The organism is Pseudothermotoga elfii DSM 9442 = NBRC 107921 (assembly GCF_000504085.1).
GTDB lineage: Bacteria > Thermotogota > Thermotogae > Thermotogales > DSM-5069 > Pseudothermotoga_B > Pseudothermotoga_B elfii.
On the sequence record NC_022792.1, the window covers coordinates 1,793,784 to 1,812,914 of the forward strand.

Genomic DNA, 19,131 nt, shown 5'->3' on the forward strand with positions numbered 1-19,131 from the left:
GATATGTACAGCAGATAGAGTGAGGTGTTATCAGCATGAAAATACTTGTTCTTGCAAAACAGGTACCGGACACAGATAGGGTAAAGATAGATCCAGAAACTGGAACCATGATTCGTGAGGGATTGGATGCTATTATGAACCCTCTTGACATGCATGCTCTTGAATTAGCATTGAATCTGAAAGAATCCCATCAGGCACATATAACGGTAATGAGCATGGGCCCAATGAATTGCGAGGAAGTTTTGAAAGATGCATACGCTCTTGGAGCAGACAGAGCAATACTTCTGAGCGATCCATTTTTTGCAGGTTCAGATACATGGGCTACCAGCTTTACTTTGTCTGAAGCAATTAAAAGACTGAATATCTCGTTCGATCTTGTTCTTTGCGGCGAAAAAGCCACCGATGGTGAAACAGGTCAGGTTGGGATAGAACTCGCTATGCTCTTGAACCTGCCTGTGTTAACCTATGTATCAAAATTCATAGCAATTGAAGAACAATCAATAGTGGCTGAAAGAACCACAGAAGATGCGTATGAGGTATGGAAGGTAAAACTACCAGCGGTTCTTGCAGTTTTAAGAACTGTAAGCGAGCCAAGACTGCCAACATTATCTGGCAAAAAAGCGGCGCTTGGTAAAAAAGTTGAGATATACACAGCAAAGGATCTCGGCTTTTCTCAGAACGAAGTCGGCCTAAGAGCTTCCCCTACAAGAGTCGTGAAAGTTTATAATACTAAATTTTCAAGAAATTGTTTCATATACTCAGGAAAAGATGTTTCAAAAGGAATAAAAGAAATCGTGGAGATTCTAAAGCCATACAAAGGAAGTGCAGTGAAATGATATGTGTGCTCAACGATCGCACTGATCGAACTACCCTGGAATTGCTAAGTAAATCAAACCAAATGGCAGAAAAAATAAATTCTCAGCTGATGCTTATATTGTGTTGCACGAAAAATCCAGATATAGACATTTTAAAAAAATATGCCGATAAAATAATCGTTCTGATTTTCGAAAAAATGGAAAGACTTTCACCTGAACCATTGATAGAGTATGTGGAAAAAACTGTCAGGGAATACAGTCCAACTATAATACTTGCACCAGCTACCACTTTTGGAAGAACTATTATGCCAGCACTCGCAGCTAAACTGAAAACAGGCTTAACGGCAGATTGTACAGAACTCGATGTCGATGAAAATGGAAACCTTTTACAAACAAGGCCAGCGATCGGTGGAAATGTCATGGCGACAATAATCACCCCAAATCACCGGCCTCAAATGGCAACAGTCAGGCCAAAAGTCTTTCCAATCTTACAGGTGAAAAAACAAAAATGCGAGATCATTTTCAAAAGAATTACCGAAACAACCGACAAATATCAATTGATAGGATTTACAGAGAAAAAAGAAGCGAAAATAGAAGATTCAGAGGTAGTAATATCTGTTGGAAAGGGACTCAGGAAAAAAGAAAATGTTCAGATAGCTGAAAAACTTGCCCGATTAATCAATGGAGCAGTTGGCGCAACAAGAGCCGTTGTAGATGCAAAATGGATCTCTTTTGATCACCAGGTTGGATTAAGTGGAAAAGTAGTCAAACCTAAAATCTACATTGCTGCAGGCATATCTGGTGCTGTACAGCACCTTGCCGGGATGCAAACTTCACAAATCATTATCGCTATTAACAAAGATAAATACGCTCCAATCTTCAAGGTGGCAGACATAGGAATAGTTTCAGATGCATGCAGTACCCTTGAACAGATAACTAAATACCTGGAGGATGAAACTAATGAATAGCATTATAGAACATCTCAGGAAAATCGTGGGCGAGGAAAATATTAAGACAGATGTTGAAGAACTCGAAAGATATTCGAAAGATGAGACAAGCGGTGTGAGGCCTCCTTTGCCAATGGCAGTTGTTTTTGCTAACAGTGCAAACGAAGTAAGTGAGATAATGAAATTTGCCTATAATCACAAAATTCCAGTCACACCAAGAGGCGCCGGCACAGGTCTGTCTGGTGGGGCTGTTGCTGAAAAAAATGGACTGATATTATCACTGGAAAAAATGAATCATATAATCGAATTTGACGCAGAAAATATGACTGTCACTGTAGAGCCCGGCGTCATAACAGACGAGATACAGAAGCTCGCTGAAGAACATGGCTTATTTTATGCAGGAGATCCTGCCAGCAGCGAAAGTTCTTCAATAGGTGGGAATGTGGCAGAGAACGCAGGGGGCGTAAAGGTATTAAAGTATGGTCCCACGAGCTATCATGTTCTTGGAATAGAAGTCGTTTTGCCCACAGGAGAAATAGTCCACTTTGGTGGAAAAATGATGAAAAATGTCATGGGATACGATATGATAAGACTCTTCATAGGAAGCGAAGGCACACTTGGAATAGTGACAAAAATAATACTCAGATTGATTCCAAAGCCAAAATATTCCGCTGTACTTCTCGCACCTTTTGAAAGCATTGACGATGCTGTTAGGTGCGTACCGAAAGTACTTTCTCAATCTGGAATCCTCCCTACATCTATAGAGTTGATGGACAAATATTCAGTACAGATGGCTTCCAGATTTCTGAACGAGGCCATACCTTATCAAGAAGCAGGATGTCACCTGATATTCGAGATTGATTCATCTGACAGGCAAAGCTTAATCAAACTGTATATATCACTCGGCGAGAAACTTCAGCAGATGGGAGCAATGGAAGTTTACATAGCAGATAACAGACATCAAAAGATGAAGATATGGAAATTCAGAAAGGCAATAGCTGAGGGAATAATTGCTTTCAGACCAGAACATTGCATGGAAGATGTAAGTGTTCCAATCAATGCCATACCCAGGTTGATCCAATCTACCTATCAGATAGCCAGAAAAAACAACATCGAAGTTTTAAATTTTGGCCATGTTGGCGATGGAAATGTCCATGTGACTTTCCTCAAACCGGAGTCAATGAACAATGAAAACTGGAAGTTGTCAACTGAAAAATCCTTAGAAGAACTCTATCAGATCACGGCGCAGTTAGAAGGAAGTATGACTGGAGAGCACGGTGTTGGACTAAAGAGAAAAAAATACCTGCCCATATTTTTCCGTCAGGAAGAAATAGACTTGATGAAAAAAATCAAAAAAGCGATAGATCCCGGAAACATTTTGAATCCTTCGAAATTATTTATGTCTTGAGTTTGAGTTTTTTGTTTATGACCGGAAAAGCATACCTGCACGTTACCGAACAAAGTATTACCGTTCCTCCCAGAAGGGCCCATTTTCCGGGCGTTTCTTTTGTGGCAATGAAAACCCAGACGGGATTTAAAATTGGCTCCAGAACAGGAACAAGTATGGCTTCAAGTGCAGTTACATGTTTTATTGCAATTGAGTACAGTATGTAAGATATCCCAAGCTGAACAGTTCCAAGAAGTATTATTCCCAAGAACCCTGATAGGGAAGGCAATGGTTCTGTCATAAAAGGAAGCGAAAACAATGCTGCAAAAATATTACCAAGAAAAACCGATTCTGTCGTTGAAGATTTCTTTTGTCTTCTTAAAAAAACAATCATGAAAGCAAAAGAAATCCCGCTCAAAATTGCAAATATATTGCCAAGCAAATTTCCGAAATCAAGCTCATCCAGAAAGAAAAGGATCATACCAGAGAAAACCAAACCAATTGTCAGCCAATCATATCTGTTTGCTTTCTCCTTTAAAAGCCATGAACCAAGCAAAGCAACATAAACGGGGGCACTGTATTGAAGCAATATTGCATTTGCTGCTGTTGTGAACTTGTTTGCCATCACAAACAAAATAACGACTCCTGCATAGAAAAAAGCTGCAAGTAATTGATCAATACTCCAGGTTAACCTGGGTTTTCTCAAATAAATAAGCATAACAATCGCTGCAATAGCGCTTCTTGAACCGGCTATCGCAATTGGATTCCAATCAACTAATTTTATCAACACTCCACCAAGGCTCCACAATATTGCCGTGATTACCAGATAAATAAAAGATGTTGATCTTCCCATATCTTTCATGATTCAATCATACTATCTTTATAGATCTCCAAAGTATCGACTTTGTTTCAGATATATCTTCATGAAATCTCAACAGCATTAGATGTTATCTTATTTATGTAGGAGGTTGGAGCGTGAAAGAAGCGATGATCGTTTATACATCCCGTGAAAATGCTGCAAAATTCCCTGAGCAATCCGGCTTCAAAATAACATTAGAAAAGTATCTGCTGAGGAGAAAAAAGCTTTATATGTCGAAATCAACTGTTTCCATCATGAACACGGAAAGAGGGAATTTAGCATTTGCATAAAAGAAAAGGCAGCGGAGAATGCTGTAAATCTTGATTCGCTGGGTAATTATTAAAGGAGGGAACAAAATGTACCCCTGGCACAGCAGATTTCACATGGGACTAATACATTTTATGGCTTATCCGGATGCGAAAACTGAAGAAGAGATATTGTCAACTGTGAAAAAAGTCCTGATAGACGAATTTTTTCAAGCTATTGAGATAAGTGCTCTGGTGGAAAAGCCAGTACTTGAAAAAATCGCGAAGATGTGTGAAATTGCAAAAGTGGAACTGTTGATTGCTGCTCAGCCACTGATTTTAGCAAAAGGATTAAATTTAAACTCTTTAAAAGAGGAAAATAGAAAGAAAGCCGTTGAGGAAATCAAAAACTCCATAGACAAAGCTTATCTAACAAAAGCAAAAGCCGTGGCACTGTTAAGTGGAAAAATGGTGAAGGAAGATCAACTTGAAGCGGCAAAAAAACAGCTTGTAAAATCTTTAAGAGAGCTCTGTCAATATTCACAGCAATTGAGCGAACAGTTTAACCACTCTGTCGGGATAAATCTGGAGATCTTTGACTGGTCAATAGACAAAAAAGCGCTGATCGGTCCGGCGCCTGTGGCCTTCGAGATAGCTTCATATGTAAGAAGCTATCATCAGAACTTTGGTTTAACTATTGATCTTTCTCACCAACCACTGGTGTTCGAAGATTCTTTTTACACAATACAATTACTCTCGCCATTTATCACGCATGTTCATATAGGAAACGCTGTTCTCAAAAAAGACCATCCTGCATACGGCGATCTCCACCCGAGATTTGGAATAGATCATGGAGCTAACGACGTTGAGCAATTAACTTACTTTCTAAAATCATTAGAAAAAACTGGTTACTTTGACAAAAAAACAGCCACAGAAAAACCCGTAATTTCCTTTGAGGTCAAACCACTTCCTGGTGAAGATCCCGATCTTGTTGTGGCAAACGCAAAAAGAATATTTTTATCTGCTTATGGAAATCTGTTAAAGTAATTTACTAATTGAAGGGAGGTATAAGGCTTGAAAAAACCAAAAGTTTTTGTAACAGCACAAATACCAGATGAAGGCTTAAAAATGATTTCCCAACACTGTGAAATGCAGATCGGTAACTACGACGGAGTTTTGCCAAAAGATGTTCTTATCGACAAAGTAAAGGGAGTGGATGGTATTCTCTGCCTCCTGGCAGATGTAATTGACAAAGATGTGATGGAAGCAGCAGGAAAACAGTTAAAGGTTATAGCAAACTACGCTGTCGGTTATAACAATATCGACATTGAAGAAGCAACAAAAAGAGGAATCATGGTAACAAATACACCGGGTGTCCTGACAGAAACAACAGCTGACCTTGCCTGGGCATTGATGATGTCAATTGCTCGAAGAATAGTTGAATCAGACAAATTTGTCAGAGAAGGAAAATTTAATGGTTGGCAGCCAATGCTTATGCTTGGGACAGATATCTATGGTGCAACCCTTGGAGTTGTCGGTTTTGGCAGAATAGGCCAGGCTGTAGCAAGGCGTGCATCAGGTTTCAACATGAGAGTTCTGTATTACAGCAGGAAAAGAGCTCCTGAAGATGTTGAAAAGCAATTGAACGCTTCTTTTGTAGATCTTTCCACACTGCTGAGAGAATCAGATTTCGTGACATTGCATTTGCCACTAACAAAAGAAACATATCACTTAATTGGAGAGGAAGAACTCCGGATGATGAAAAAGGAAGCTTATCTGATAAACACCGCTCGCGGACCAGTAATTGATGAAAAAGCTCTTGTTAAAGCTTTGAAGAATAAATGGATCAGGGGTGCTGCGCTTGATGTTTTCGAGAAAGAGCCACAAATTGAACCAGAGTTACTTGAACTGGATAATGTGATCCTCACGCCACATATTGGATCAGCATCTTATACAACGAGAACAAAAATGTCTGTCATGGCAGCTGAAAATCTTGTTAAAGCACTTTATGGAGAAATTCCACCTAATCTTGTGAATACAGAGGTGTTGAAAAAATAAGGGTGAGTTTTACTCACCCTTTTTCTTTTCTGAGGACCTCTTTAAGTTGCTTGCCTGTCTCCATGAAATAAAGTTTTTCTGAAATATTTGTTAGATGATCTGCTATTCTCTCCAAATGCCTGATTAAAAAGGCTTCCTCCAGGTACAATCTCATCATTCTTGGGCTTGTTTCTTTACATGCAAAATCAATGAGATTCTCGTGACCCCTGTTATGAAGAAAATCAACCTGATCATCTTTTTTCCACACTTTTATCGCAAGATCGAGATCTTTATGCTGAACAGCCTCGACTATCTCTTTGAACATTGTCAATATGATTTTTATCATCTCATTCAATGTCTTCCACGCTGTGAAACCTTCGACGCCCCTCTGGGTATGCCTGCTTAGCTGTGCGATATTTACACATTCATCGGCAATCCTCTCAAGATCCACTGAAAGACCTATCATTGCAACAACAAACCTCAAATCATCGGCAAGAGGCTGATATTTCCCGATTATATCGAATGCAGTTGTTTGAATTTTAAGATCGAGTGAATCAAAGTAATCATCCATATTTTCTATTTGCTTGATAACATGCTCATCACCAGATTGAATAGCATAAAGGGTCTTTTCAAATAGATTTTCAACACCTGTTATAAACTCAGCAAGTTTCTCATTTAAAAAAAGCATTTCCTTCTCATAATGTATAGTTCTACCTGTCATCTACACCTCTCCTTCAACCTATCTTACCAGTTAAAAATTGCCGCGTCATTTCATGAGTTGGAGTTTTAACAATCTGTGATGTCACACCGTATTCTACCAGACGACCCTGATATAAAAACATCACTTCATCACTTATCCTAAGGGCCTGCCCCATACTATGCGTTACAATTACCACCGTGTATTCCTCTGCTATAGTTTCGAGAAGTCTTTCAATCTTAGTTGTTGCAATGGGATCAAGTGCCGATGTTGGTTCATCCAGAAGTATCACCTCTGGTTCAACAGCAAGTGCTCTTGCTATGCAAAGTCTTTGCTGCTGGCCCCCCGAAAGCTGGACTGCGGGTTTTTTTAATTTATCTTCAACTTCATCCCAGAGAGCGGCTCGTTTCAAAGCATTTTCCACCTTTTCCCTTATCAAATAACGATCCTTTATGCCCATTAACCTGAGCCCATATGCAACATTGTCAAATACCGACATTGGAAAAGGGTTAGGCCTCTGAAAAACCATGGTCACTTTTCGGCGATACTGTGTTAGATCTTTGATCTGGTATATATCCTGTCCTCTGTAAAAAATCTGACCGACCATTGAAAATCCATCAACAAGATCATTTAATCTGTTCAAGCACCTTAAGAATGTACTTTTTCCACAACCAGACGGGCCCATAATCGCAGTTATCCTTTTAGATTTTATCTGCACATTGATATGATCAAGAACTCTGTGGGTATCGTAATATGCGCAAAGATCCTTTATCTCAAAAATAATTTCATCCATTTCTATGCCTCCTTATTATTTGAACAATGGAATAAATCAAAATCATAACAATTGTCATCAAACTCGCCATTCCATGAGCCATCCACTGGGATTTCTGCCCAAGATTCATAACAATCGCGTAAATACTCGTTGGTAAAGACATTATTGGATCAGTAAGCCTCCCAGGAAGCCTTGTGGCATAAAAAACAGCTCCTGTGATCAAAATCGGTGCTGTTTCACTGAAAGCCCTCCCGAGTGTAAGCATCAAAGTGGTTAAAAGACCACTTTTACCCGATTTCAGAACCATCATGGTTGTCTGAACTTTGTTTGCACCAAGGGCAACAACACCTTCGCGGAGTTCCCTGGGAACAGCTCTGAGAAATTCAACGGCATTATTTATAAAAAAAGGTATCGCCATCGTTGACAAAGTTAATGAAGCCGATATCAAAGATGTTCCAAATCTTAATCTGACACAGAAGAAACTCAACCCAAATAGCCCGTAAACTATCGATGGGATGCTGTTCATAGTACCTGCAAGAGATTGAAGAAAAACAGAGAAACGCTTTGGTGCAAATTCACTTATAAATATCGACCCCAACAATCCAAGAGGTATTGTCACAAGAAAAACGAAAACCATTAGGAGAAAAGAGCCTATTATAGAAGGAAATATTCCACCTTCCGCCATTGCTGATCTGGGAAACTCGGTGAAAAAACCTGGTCGAAAGAAGGCATTTATACCAGGGATGATTATGAGCAATATAACTGCTACCATAACAGCAAGAATACTGTAGCTTATCAATCTGAAAAACCACTTCATTCAATCAACCCCTTATCCATCTTTCTCGCCATCTTACTATGTAATTTGCAAGCACGGTCAGGAGCAATGAAATAATCAGAAGCAGAAAACCTATGAAAAACAACGCACTGTAATGCACACTCCCAATTTCAACCTCCCCCATTTCACTTCCAAGAGTTGCTGTTAAAGGCCTTATAGGATCAAAGAAAGATTTGACAAGCATATTACTTCCGCCCGAAACCATAAGTACTATCATTGTTTCACCGAAAATCCTGTTGAATACATTCATCATAGAATTAACAATACCAGGCATCGCATACCTCAGTTCGACAACCATAACTGATAACTGCTTCGCTCCAATTGCCACGGCAGCATAGGAGATCTCCTTTGGGACTTTTTCCAGTGACTGATATGACAGACTAATCATGAACGGTAAAGTGAACACAGAAAGCATTAAAGAAGCGTTCAAAAAATTTTGCCCTGTCCAGGCCCCTACTTTTAGAAGAACTGGGGCAAGAACAACTACGCCAAAAAATCCGAGAACGACTGACGGTATTCCGCTGACAAATTCAAAAATTCTGAGCATAAATTCTTTTTCATTTTTTCCAGCATAACTATGAAGATAAAAAGCAACTATAATGCCGATTATCCACACAACAACACTCGTCCAGATAGTTAGCAACAAAGAATTAAGGAGCATGGTTCTAATACCAAACTCTGGTTCATCCCACACGGGAAACCAGTTTGCGGAAAAAAGGTCTGAACCTACTTCTTTGATCGCCTTGAGGGATTCAGCAAAAAGAAAATACACGATACCAAAAAGCGCGACTGCCACGAGTATGGCAGCCATAAAAACTATCAGAGAAAAAAGAAACTGGCCTGTTTTCCTCATTATCTACCTGTTCCATAAGCTGGTATATAGCCAGCTTTTTCAACTATTTTCTGTCCCTCAGGCGATAAGATAAACCTTATATAACTTGCCACAATACCTTTTTCAGGCCATGCGTTACCAAAACGGCTTAAATCAAAAAACACAAACAGAGGTCTGCTCAAAGGATATTTTCCAGCGAGAACATTTTGTACTGATGGTTCTATGCCATCAATCTTTAATGCTTTAACCTGATCGGTAACATAACCCATACCTGTGTAAGCAATCGCGTATGGGTTTCTCGCGACACTCTCAATTTCTGCCTGTGTTGATTCAACCATCTGAATTCTTGGCGAAAGTTTGTCCCCTTTCAAAACCTTTTCCAGCCATACCTCAAATGTTCCAGAAGCAGTGTTTCGAGAATAGGCAACAATCGTCTTTTTTGGTAATTTCGAATCAATTTGACTCCATTCTGTTATCTGACCGGTGTAAATTTTGTAGAGTGTATCGATGGATATAGAATCAATTCCCAGATCTGGATTAACTATAACAGCGATACCATCGTATCCTATCACCAGCGGGACAAAGTATTTTTTCTGTTCATGCATGGCCTCAATTTCACTTGACTTTAAAAACCTGCTTGCGTTAGCGATATCAGCTGTCTGATTCATCAAAGCCTTGATGCCTGTGCTTGAGCCTGCTCCTTCAAGAGTTGCCACCACATCTGGATACATTTTCTGAAATTCTTCAATCCACAGCTGTGCAATTGGATAAATAGTGTTTGAGCCCTTAATTACAAGGGTTTCTCCCAGAATAGCTATTGCTACCAGCACTAACAAAAACACAGAAATCTTTTTCACAAATAACACCTCCTTCTGTTTTCTCCCAATTCTTTTATGCCGCAGGGATTTCGAAAGGTTATGAAAAAGTATCAAAACTTTTTAACATCTTCATGGCATTATTCAAATGGAGGGATTCTATGGCTTCGATACTTGTAGTAGAAGACGAACAAGATGTCAGTGATGTTATATGCAGGTATCTAAAACTGGATTCTCATGAGGTAAAAACCGCAGATTCCATTGAAAAAATGTATGATTATATCGAAAAAGAGTGTTTTGATTTAATTGTGCTTGATCTAATGCTACCTGATGGGGATGCGATGGAAGAAATACCCACAATTCGTGTTATGTGCCCCAAAACCTACGTAATAGTTTTGACAGCTCTAAGAGAAGATAGAAATAAAATTCTCGGTCTTGAAATGGGAGCAGACGATTATGTGACAAAACCGTTTCATCCAAGAGAGCTGGTCGCGAGAGTCAGAGCCATGCTTAGGAGAAAAAACATGTTTGCTGAACGTGAACTAACACACAAAGACATGAAATTGCTCGTAAATGAAAGAATTCTGCTGATAAACGACGAATCTGTGGAGCTTTCAGCAAAAGAATTTGAGATTCTTTTGATGTTTTTTGAAAACCCTAAGAAAGTCTTTACCAGAAGCGAAATATTAGACAATGTCTGGCAAAACGAGGATAGGAGTGAGAGAATTGTAGACGTGTACATGAGTTTACTCAGAAAAAAACTCGGCAAAGAGAGGCTGGTGACTGTGCACGGTGTCGGATATAAACTGGCATGAGATAGCTGAAAAATATAAACCCTTAATGGTTCTCAAACCAGATGTGATAATTTTTTATCCAAGCAATGGTGGCATCTTTGAGGAAAAACAAATTTTGAGCGATTCAAAGACATTTTTCGTAAATGCAGTGGCGCATGAATTATTTACACCAATAACAGCATTACTGGGATTACTTCAAATAGCAAAAGAAGGTGAATATGTTCAGGAAACGCTTGGAAAAATGGAAAAACATTTAAAACGAATGCAAAGAATAATTGAACAGCTGGTACTACTCTCAAAACTGGAACAGCAGGAGTACATTCCGGAGAAAGTCAAAATAAATTTGAAAATATTGATAGATGAAGTGATTTCGGAATACGACAAAAAAATCAAGCAAAAAAATCTCTTCGTGCATATCAAAGTGAACAAGATCATAAAGACTGACACAGAGGCACTCAAAATAGCTCTGGCAAACTTGATTTCTAACGCAATTAAATATTCGAATCAAAACGGAGACATTATCATTCACGCCAAAAAAGACACCCTGATTATCGAAGATAAAGGAGTTGGAATTCCTGAAGAAGATCTCAAGAATATAACGGCCCGTTTTTACCGGGCAAGTAACGCGAGAACTTTCTCCGGTTCTGGCCTTGGGCTTGCTATTGTTAAACACATACTCAGGAAATTGTCTTTATCGTGGGCTATTCACTCCATCGTCGATAAGGGGACAAAGATTTTTCTCGAAATTCCATAATATAACAACTCTAATAGCATTTAAGGTGGGGTTTTCACCAGAAAGCTCTTTTTTATTTTCGCTTCCTCACACTTAAACTCCAAAATCCAATTTGCATTGAAAAAACAAAACTGATAAACTTATTTTTGAGTTACATAAGTAAGTTACATATGTAACCACACATAAGGAGGGGTGAATATGAAGAAGACAGTTTTGTGTTTATTCCTGGCAATTGTGAGCGTTCTAAGTTTCTCGAAGACATTGACGATATGGATAGGAGGACAGGTTGCAGAGCTTGACGAAACATGGAACTCTGTCATTAAAACTTTTGAAGAAAAATACGGAATATCTGTTGAAGTTCAGTTATTTGGTTTTGACACCTATTACGACAAACTCGTCACAGCACTGCAGGCTGGAAAGGGTCCAGATCTTGCTTTTGCAGACCTTGGTGGCTGGGTCCCAACCTTTGCAGAAAAGGGCTGGCTTGAGCCGATGGAAGAACATCTTAAAAACTGGGAAGGGACTGCTCAGATATGGCCGAATCTATGGCCTACTGTGACTTACAAAAAGATCAGATATGGGTTACCATGGTATACAGATTGCAGACTTTTACTTTACAACAAAGCAATGTTTGAGAAAGCTGGCCTCAACCCGGATAATCCTCCAAAAACATGGGATGAACTTCTGGATGCGGCGCTGAAAATTACAGATACGAAAAATAGGATATATGGCTACGGTGTCAGCGGTACTAAAACAGAGCATACCACCCTTGGATATATGATGTTTCTGTACGCCGCAGGTGGAAAACTTCTAACAGATGACTATTCAAAAGCAGCTTTCGATTCACCTGAAGGGCTTAAAGCGTTGAAATTCTACACAGACCTTGCAAAAAAATACAATGTTAGCCCAAACGCTATTCAGTATCATGAAGATGATTACCGAAATATGATGGCACAGAACCGTGTTGCCATGGCAATAGGTGGTCCATGGTCATTCCCGTTGATTGAAGCTGCCAACCCAGATATTGCTGGAAAATACTCGGTAGCACTTCATCCATATGATGCAAAACCTGCAAGTGTCCTTGGAGGATGGGCTTTGGTTATTCCAAGCTCAAGTCCAAACAAAGAAGATGCCTGGAAACTTGCAGAATACCTGACAAGTTTTGATGTTTGGATGAAATGGGTAGAGGAAAAAGGCGGTCCCATGCCAACAAGGATGGACGTATGTAAGAAATCCAAGCTTGCTAATGACGTTAAATGGCAAATAATATTTGAAACTTTCCCACATGCAGTAGCAAGACCTCCTATTCCTCAGTATCCACAAATATCAGAACAAATTCAAACAATGGTACAGAGAGTTTTACTTGGCGAACTCACACCAGAGGAGGCTATTAAAATAGCAGCAGAAAATGTTAATAAAATACTTGGAGCGAAGTAAACTATAAATCGGGCGGGCTTGTCCCGCCCATCAGTCAGGAGTGAGAGGTTTTGAAAGAGGGAAAAATCGCGCTCAGGATGGTTTTGCCTTATGTTATTGTGATAGTTCTTTTCGTAATATTTCTGACAATCTCAAATATTGTGATGAGTTTCTCAGATGATGGTAAATTCACTTTTAAAAATTACCTTGATATCTTCAAAGACCAGATTTTTTACAAAGCCATTAAAAACACTGCTGTATGGGTTTTTGGAAGTGTCCTGGGTCAGATTTCTCTTGGACTTGCCGTTGCTCTCTTGCTCAATCAGATCAAACGAGGACAGGTGTTCTTCAGAACAATCATTCTAATCCTTCCGTGGGCAACTCTGGATATTGTCGCTGGTGTCATGTGGAAATGGATGTATAACGATATGTACGGTGTGCTGAACGATCTTCTTATGAAAGCCGGAATTATAAGAGACTACATAGCCTGGCTTGCCACTCCGAATATGGCAATGGTTTCTGTTATTATCGCGAATATCTGGAAGGGATTTTGCCTTTGTGGAATGTTTTTTCTGGCTGGTATTCAGACAATTCCTCAGGAGCTTTATGAAGCAGCAGAAATAGATGGGGCAAATGCATACAGACGATTTTGGAATGTCACCATACCCCAGTTAAAACCCGTGATGATGACCACATTAATGTTAACCATTATATGGACAATAAATTATTTCCCTTTGATCTACGTAATGACTGGTGGTGGGCCAAATTACGGGACTGAAACAATTGTGACTTATATTTATAGACTCAGTTTCAGGTTTCTGGAATACAATAAATCCGCTGCTCTGTCTAACATTTTATTTCTGTTAGTCTTTCTGATAGCATATCTTTTCACAAGAAATATGTCAAAGGAAGTGGCTGCTTGATGAAAAGAAGTACTAAGAAGAAAACAATAAGGATTGTTTCATATATTCTGCTCGGCGTTATATCATTTGTCATAGCTTTTCCTTTCATATGGCTTGTTCTGACATCTTTTAAAACATATCAGGAAATATATAGTTACCCGATAATGTACCTTCCGAAAAGTTGGACTACTGAACATTATCATAAAATATCAAATCTGGACTTCAAAAATTACTTTTTTAACAGCATAATTGTTGGCACTGGTACAATGATTTTTTCTTTATTGATAGGCCTCTTCCCGGCTTACGCTTTTTCACGATATTCATTCAAATGGAAAAACACTTTACTTATAAGCGTTTTGATCTTTCAAATGTTTCCGATGATAGTTTTCTTGGTACCGATATTCAAGTTTCTCGACTGGATAAAACTCCTTGACACACATATTGGTTTAATCTTAGCTTATATTCCATTCACCACACCTATAACCATTGTATTTCTCAGGAGCTTTTTTCTATCAGTTCCAAAATCCCTTGAAGAAGCTGCACTCATAGATGGATGTACTCGGACGAAAGCTTTTCTAAGAATTATATTTCCGGTAACTCTTCCTGGCATTGCGGCAGTAGGAGTATATGCATTCTTGTTTGCGTGGAGTGAGCTTTTGTACTCAATGTCTTTACTGACAAGCAAGGCACTCCAGACAATACCAACATTTCTCTCAGTATTCGTTGGCCAGTATCAAACTCGCTGGGGACCTTTATTTGCAGGTTCTGTGTTTGCTACATTGCCACCACTTGTTGTATTCATATTGTTGCAAAGATATTTCATTTCAGGACTTGTCAGCGGGGCGGTGAAGGAATGACAATAAGTGATGACTTACTGTTTGAAGTGGCATTCGATTACTATGTAAAAAACATGCTACAGAAGGACATTGCCAGAAAACTTGGCGTATCAAGGGTTCAGGTTAGCAAATACTTGAAAATGGCTGTTGAAAGAAAGATAGTCCGTATAGAAGTAATACCACCGAAAATACCAGAAAAACTCGAAATAGAATATGCAAAATTGTTCAAGGAAAAATTTGATTTGAAAAAATTGCTGCTTACGAATAGCCACAGTAACAATCAACTCTTGCTTCAATCTCTCGCAAGAAAAGCCTGGGAGTTTTTATCCGGTCTACCTGATGAATCCCTTAACATAGGCATAGGCTGGGGAACCACTATGTACACACTCGCGACATACGAATACAACCTGCAAAAGCATAACTGGAAAATAGTTCCTCTATCTGGGGGAACTTTCAAGTTATCTGACAGGCATTTTGATTCAAATTTCATAGCACAGAATTTTGCAGAGCGCCTGAATGCGAAATCGATTCCTGTTTACTTTCCATTCCTTATGGATAACATCGAGCAAAAGCAGCAATTTCAAAATACAGAAGAATTTACTTTTATAAATTCGATGTGGAACAACCTGGATATAGTTATTTGCAGTGTTGGGTACTCAATATCCCGTTCACCGCTCTTCCGACAGAATGTTTTCGATGGATCAACTCTGAACACGCTTGAAAAACTCAAGATTGTTGGCGATGTCCTGACACATTATTTTGATATCAATGGAAAAATATATGATCTGGATTTCATGAAAAAAGTAAATAATATAACTTTTGAGCAATATATGAAATCCAGACTAAAAATTGTTGTTGCTGGAGGTTTTCATAAAATTGAAAGCATTGCTGGCCTGCTCAAGGGAAAGCTCACCGATGTGCTGATAACAGATATAAACACCGCAAAAAATGTTATCGAATATGCTGCGGAAAGAGATTGGAGGTAGACCTGTGACAATCCAGATAATGAATCTAAACCCATGTTACGATCACTGGGTTATAATATCAAACCCTCCAAAAACTCCAAATGTTCTGAGAGGCGATTCAATAGTAAAACTGGTTGATGGCAAAGGTTTAAACATAGCACGGGTCTTCAGAACACTTGGTTTCGAAGATTACGTATGTTTAAACATATTAGGAGGAGATGTGGGTAAGATAATTTCTTCTAAATGCAGAGAGGAAAATCTCAAGACAGTAGAGTTCTGGATAGAAGATGAAAATAGAATCAACACAGCGGTTGTTTACGAATACGAGAAAAAGATGGTCATGATAAATGAACCCGGACCATTTATAAAAAAAAGAGAAATAGAAGAATTTATCTCATTTATTACCTTCTCGCTAATTCCAGAAAGTACTGTGGTGATCTCAGGCAGCGCTCCAAGAGGTTTCGGAACAAAAGACATGTCGAAAGTAGCACAGCTTATAAAAGAGAAATCATGCAGGCTTATGGTAGACATATCCGGCGAATGGTTAAAAGAACTGGTCAAGTATGAACCTGAAATGGTTAAAGTAAATGCCGAGGAATTGAAAATAGCCTTTGAACTGGAGGACATAAGTTTAACACAACTCAATAAGTTGAGAAAAACTTTCAACATAGAAGTTCTGTGTATTACAAAAGGGAAAGAAGGATCGACAATTTTAAGTGAGGAGGCAATTTTTCATGTAAAACCGAAAATCGTTTACTCGGATTTTTCCGTTGGCTCTGGGGATTCTTTCTTTGCTGGATACCTGTACAGCGAAGCTTTGGGAAAATCACTCAGAGAAAGGTCTATTTTTGCGACAGCATGCGGCATGGCCAATACTCTAAGATATGGAGCTGCTATTTTCAATATCGAAGACCTGGAGAGTCAACTTCCATTAGTTGAGATACTGGAGGAATAATTATGAAAGCTTATGCAGGTATAGACATCGGTACCACCAATACCAAAATAATGGTTATCACAAAAAATGGCATTGAAAATGTATTCAAAGTAAAAACACCAAAAAACGTTATCAATGGAGTTGAGTATTTCGATCTTGATAAACTTGAACACGCTATAGAGAAAGTACTTTGTCAGATCAAAGACAGGTGGAGTTTAGCAGGGCTTTCATGCACAAGTGTTGGTGAATCAGTCGTAGCGGTATCACGTGGCAAAAAACTGTATGATCCGATAGTTTGGTATGATACATGTACAAAGCCACTTCAGGAAAAATATAAAGACACAGTTGAGACACTTGCCCCTTATGAAATCTCAGGTTCAAGGGATATCTATTATTTTTCGCTGTACAAAATACTGTACATGTATGAAAAGTCGATAGTCAAACCTGACCAGGTTGAACACTGGCTTCCAATCTCCTCTTACATAACTTATAAATTAACACGAAAACCTCTCTGGGACATGACTCAGGCATGCCGAAGTCACATGGTAGATATACACCGTCGAAAATGGAATGAGGAGTTGTTGAAATATTTTCAAATTGACCCAGATCAACTTGGAGAACTGCATTATACTGGGAGTTTTGCTGGGCAATGGGAAAATGTGCCCGTTTTTCTATCTGGGCATGATCACCTCACGGGAACATACGGATTAACATCTCTTTTTGGAAGCGAAATAATTTACGACTCAATGGGAACAGCCTCTCTGATAACCGCTATAGCTCACGAAAAAGATAAAAATATGCATATGAAATCTCCCTTCATGAAAAACGGTGGACTTGTTGGAATTGCTTTCGAAGATAAGCAATATTATCTCGCTTCAGGCGTCAGGTATCATGGAAAACTAATTGAATTAATTCTCAAGATTTTCGGGATGAAAACATCATCGAAAAGATTCATTGAGTTGAACGAGCAAATAAGTGTTCTGCCTGTAAAATTACCTTTTTATATTTATTCAAACGGTGACAATATAGTTGGAGAAAACGCAGATGGAATAAATTTTCTCAAGATACCTGCAAGCTGCTCCCAGATAGAGATGCTTCAATCCGTTTACCTCTATCTATGCTACACAAGCAGATTGACTGTTGAGAACCTCGAAAAATTTGTTGGGCAATTGCCTGTAATCGCTGGTGGAGGTTTGACAGACAACAAAACTTTTATATCATATAAAGCTTCCATGTTAGGCAAAACCATTTATTATCTCAACACTGCAGAGTTGACCGCTCTTGGTGCTGCAATATCTGCGATCAGAGGTGCAAATGATTTTCAAATGATCGAATACTTGAGAAAAAAGATCCATTTCGAAAAAGTTTTTCCAAATAAAGAATTGTCAGAAAAAATGAATGAGCTTTATAAAGAAATCCAAAGAGGTTATGAAAGATTGATCAAGGAGGTAGAATAATGCTGACTACTCTGAAAGAATTACTACAAGTTGCATACAGATCTAACTACGCCATTCCTGCTTTTAATATTCACACTTACGAAGATGCCGTAGCAATAATAAAAGGTGCGGAAGAAATGAAATCCCCTGTCATACTGATGGCTTCTCCAAGCGCAATAAAACATCTCGGTGTGGAAATAGCCGCATTCATGATGAATGAGCTGGCGAAGAAGACATTTGTGCCAGTAGTTTCTCATCTGGATCACGCCAGAGAGCTTGATATTATTTTCAGAGCAATGAAAGCTGGGTTTACATCTGTTATGTATGATGGATCAGATTTATCGTTTGAACAAAATGTACGTAACACACAAATTGTGGTGAAAGTTGCCAGATCGCTCGGTATATCTGTAGAAGCCGAGATAGGAAGAGTAGGAAAATCAGAGGATGGAGAAGAAATCTCCCAAATTCTCACAGAGCCAGCTGTGGCAAAGGAGTTTTTCCAGAACACCGAAGTAGATGCCCTTGCAATAGCTGTAGGAACAGCACATGCAATGCAAAAGCAAGAAGCACAGATAAATTTTGAAAGGATCCAGCAGATACAAAATGTTGTTGATGTACCACTGGTTTTGCATGGTTCAAGCGGAGTAACTGATGAAGATCTCAAGAAAATAAGCAGAATGAATTTTGGAAAGATAAACATAGGAACTGTTCTTAAGACAGTTTATGTCAAAAAAATCAGGGAAATTTTGAGTTCAAACCCACAGCTTAAAGATCAGCTCACATTGCTCAATGCTGCATCAAAAGCTATCACAGAAACAGTAATACACAAAATAGAGCTTCTTGGAAGTTCCGGAAAAATTTAAGCCTTTAGATA

General features: G+C 38.9%; 21 protein-coding genes. 15 read left to right on the forward strand and 6 right to left on the reverse strand.

The window, feature by feature from the left end:
- Positions 1-35 precede the first annotated feature (35 nt).
- From TEL01S_RS08745 to TEL01S_RS08755, 3 genes are read left to right on the forward strand one after another with little or no spacing between them, the layout of a single operon-like run.
- A complete protein-coding gene (locus TEL01S_RS08745; protein ID WP_012003722.1) occupies positions 36-836 on the forward strand; it encodes an electron transfer flavoprotein subunit beta/FixA family protein in 801 nt (266 codons plus the stop codon).
- A complete protein-coding gene (locus TEL01S_RS08750) occupies positions 833-1,783 on the forward strand; it encodes an electron transfer flavoprotein subunit alpha/FixB family protein (RefSeq protein ID WP_012003723.1) in 951 nt (316 codons plus the stop codon). Before TEL01S_RS08745 ends, TEL01S_RS08750 begins: the two co-directional genes overlap by 4 nt.
- A complete protein-coding gene (locus TEL01S_RS08755; RefSeq protein ID WP_012003724.1) occupies positions 1,776-3,170 on the forward strand; it encodes an FAD-binding oxidoreductase in 1,395 nt (464 codons plus the stop codon). Before TEL01S_RS08750 ends, TEL01S_RS08755 begins: the two co-directional genes overlap by 8 nt.
- Here TEL01S_RS08755 and TEL01S_RS08760 read toward each other — a convergent pair.
- On the reverse strand, positions 3,160-4,011 hold the full coding sequence (locus TEL01S_RS08760; RefSeq protein ID WP_028843762.1) for a DMT family transporter: 852 nt from the start codon (positions 4,009-4,011) through the stop codon (positions 3,160-3,162). The genes TEL01S_RS08755 and TEL01S_RS08760 overlap by 11 nt on opposite strands.
- 113 nt (positions 4,012-4,124) lie before the next feature.
- Here TEL01S_RS08760 and TEL01S_RS11055 point away from each other — a divergent pair, with 113 nt between their 5' ends.
- The 3 genes from TEL01S_RS11055 to gyaR all read left to right on the forward strand — a co-directional run bounded on the left by TEL01S_RS11055 (position 4,125) and on the right by gyaR (position 6,311).
- Complete coding sequence (locus TEL01S_RS11055; RefSeq protein WP_154654502.1) at positions 4,125-4,298, forward strand: hypothetical protein; 174 nt, start codon at positions 4,125-4,127, stop codon at positions 4,296-4,298.
- 66 nt (positions 4,299-4,364) lie between these two features.
- Entirely contained in the window at positions 4,365-5,300 is a 936-nt protein-coding gene (locus TEL01S_RS08765; RefSeq protein WP_012003726.1) for a sugar phosphate isomerase/epimerase family protein, read from the forward strand.
- Between the two features lie 27 nt (positions 5,301-5,327).
- On the forward strand, positions 5,328-6,311 hold the full coding sequence (gene gyaR, locus TEL01S_RS08770; protein WP_012003727.1) for a glyoxylate reductase: 984 nt from the start codon (positions 5,328-5,330) through the stop codon (positions 6,309-6,311).
- A gap of 13 nt (positions 6,312-6,324) precedes the next feature.
- Here the strand turns inward: gyaR and phoU are convergent, their stop codons facing one another.
- Genes phoU through TEL01S_RS08795 form a run of 5 tightly spaced genes read right to left on the reverse strand, consistent with a single transcriptional unit; the run spans position 6,325 to position 10,283 of the window.
- Complete coding sequence (gene phoU / locus TEL01S_RS08775; protein WP_012003728.1) at positions 6,325-7,011, reverse strand: phosphate signaling complex protein PhoU; 687 nt, start codon at positions 7,009-7,011, stop codon at positions 6,325-6,327.
- Between the two features lie 13 nt (positions 7,012-7,024).
- Positions 7,025-7,780: a phosphate ABC transporter ATP-binding protein PstB gene (gene pstB / locus TEL01S_RS08780; RefSeq protein ID WP_012003729.1), complete on the reverse strand. Its 756-nt coding sequence runs from the start codon at positions 7,778-7,780 to the stop codon at positions 7,025-7,027.
- Positions 7,773-8,576: a PstA family ABC transporter permease gene (locus tag TEL01S_RS08785; RefSeq protein ID WP_012003730.1), complete on the reverse strand. Its 804-nt coding sequence runs from the start codon at positions 8,574-8,576 to the stop codon at positions 7,773-7,775. Before TEL01S_RS08785 ends, pstB begins: the two co-directional genes overlap by 8 nt.
- Before the next feature lie 4 nt (positions 8,577-8,580).
- Positions 8,581-9,447, reverse strand: a complete 867-nt coding sequence (locus TEL01S_RS08790) for a PstC family ABC transporter permease (protein ID WP_012003731.1) — start codon at positions 9,445-9,447, stop codon at positions 8,581-8,583.
- A complete protein-coding gene (locus tag TEL01S_RS08795) occupies positions 9,447-10,283 on the reverse strand; it encodes a PstS family phosphate ABC transporter substrate-binding protein (RefSeq protein WP_012003732.1) in 837 nt (278 codons plus the stop codon). Before TEL01S_RS08795 ends, TEL01S_RS08790 begins: the two co-directional genes overlap by 1 nt.
- Before the next feature lie 119 nt (positions 10,284-10,402).
- Here TEL01S_RS08795 and TEL01S_RS08800 point away from each other — a divergent pair, with 119 nt between their 5' ends.
- The 9 genes from TEL01S_RS08800 to TEL01S_RS08840 all read left to right on the forward strand — a co-directional run bounded on the left by TEL01S_RS08800 (position 10,403) and on the right by TEL01S_RS08840 (position 19,120).
- Positions 10,403-11,056 (forward strand): response regulator transcription factor, encoded by a 654-nt coding sequence (locus TEL01S_RS08800; RefSeq protein ID WP_028843760.1) that lies wholly within the window; start codon positions 10,403-10,405, stop codon positions 11,054-11,056.
- Positions 11,034-11,789 carry a sensor histidine kinase gene (locus TEL01S_RS08805; protein ID WP_228369013.1) on the forward strand — a complete coding sequence of 252 codons (756 nt, stop codon included), beginning with the start codon at positions 11,034-11,036 and terminating at the stop codon, positions 11,787-11,789. Before TEL01S_RS08800 ends, TEL01S_RS08805 begins: the two co-directional genes overlap by 23 nt.
- Positions 11,790-11,966: 177 nt before the next feature.
- Positions 11,967-13,205, forward strand: coding sequence for an ABC transporter substrate-binding protein (locus TEL01S_RS08810; protein ID WP_012003735.1), 1,239 nt, complete (start codon positions 11,967-11,969; stop codon positions 13,203-13,205).
- A gap of 50 nt (positions 13,206-13,255) precedes the next feature.
- Positions 13,256-14,107 (forward strand): carbohydrate ABC transporter permease, encoded by an 852-nt coding sequence (locus TEL01S_RS08815; RefSeq protein WP_028843759.1) that lies wholly within the window; start codon positions 13,256-13,258, stop codon positions 14,105-14,107.
- Positions 14,107-14,943 (forward strand): carbohydrate ABC transporter permease, encoded by an 837-nt coding sequence (locus tag TEL01S_RS08820; RefSeq protein ID WP_012003737.1) that lies wholly within the window; start codon positions 14,107-14,109, stop codon positions 14,941-14,943. Before TEL01S_RS08815 ends, TEL01S_RS08820 begins: the two co-directional genes overlap by 1 nt.
- The gene (locus tag TEL01S_RS08825; protein WP_012003738.1) at positions 14,940-15,908 is read left to right on the forward strand and encodes a sugar-binding transcriptional regulator; all 969 of its coding nucleotides are present in this window, start codon (positions 14,940-14,942) and stop codon (positions 15,906-15,908) included. Before TEL01S_RS08820 ends, TEL01S_RS08825 begins: the two co-directional genes overlap by 4 nt.
- A 4-nt stretch (positions 15,909-15,912) precedes the next feature.
- Positions 15,913-16,842, forward strand: coding sequence for a 1-phosphofructokinase family hexose kinase (locus TEL01S_RS08830; RefSeq protein ID WP_012003739.1), 930 nt, complete (start codon positions 15,913-15,915; stop codon positions 16,840-16,842).
- Positions 16,843-16,844: 2 nt separating this feature from the next.
- Entirely contained in the window at positions 16,845-18,278 is a 1,434-nt protein-coding gene (locus TEL01S_RS08835; protein ID WP_051366238.1) for an FGGY-family carbohydrate kinase, read from the forward strand.
- On the forward strand, positions 18,278-19,120 hold the full coding sequence (locus tag TEL01S_RS08840; RefSeq protein WP_012003741.1) for a class II fructose-bisphosphate aldolase: 843 nt from the start codon (positions 18,278-18,280) through the stop codon (positions 19,118-19,120). Before TEL01S_RS08835 ends, TEL01S_RS08840 begins: the two co-directional genes overlap by 1 nt.
- Positions 19,121-19,131: the final 11 nt, after the last annotated feature.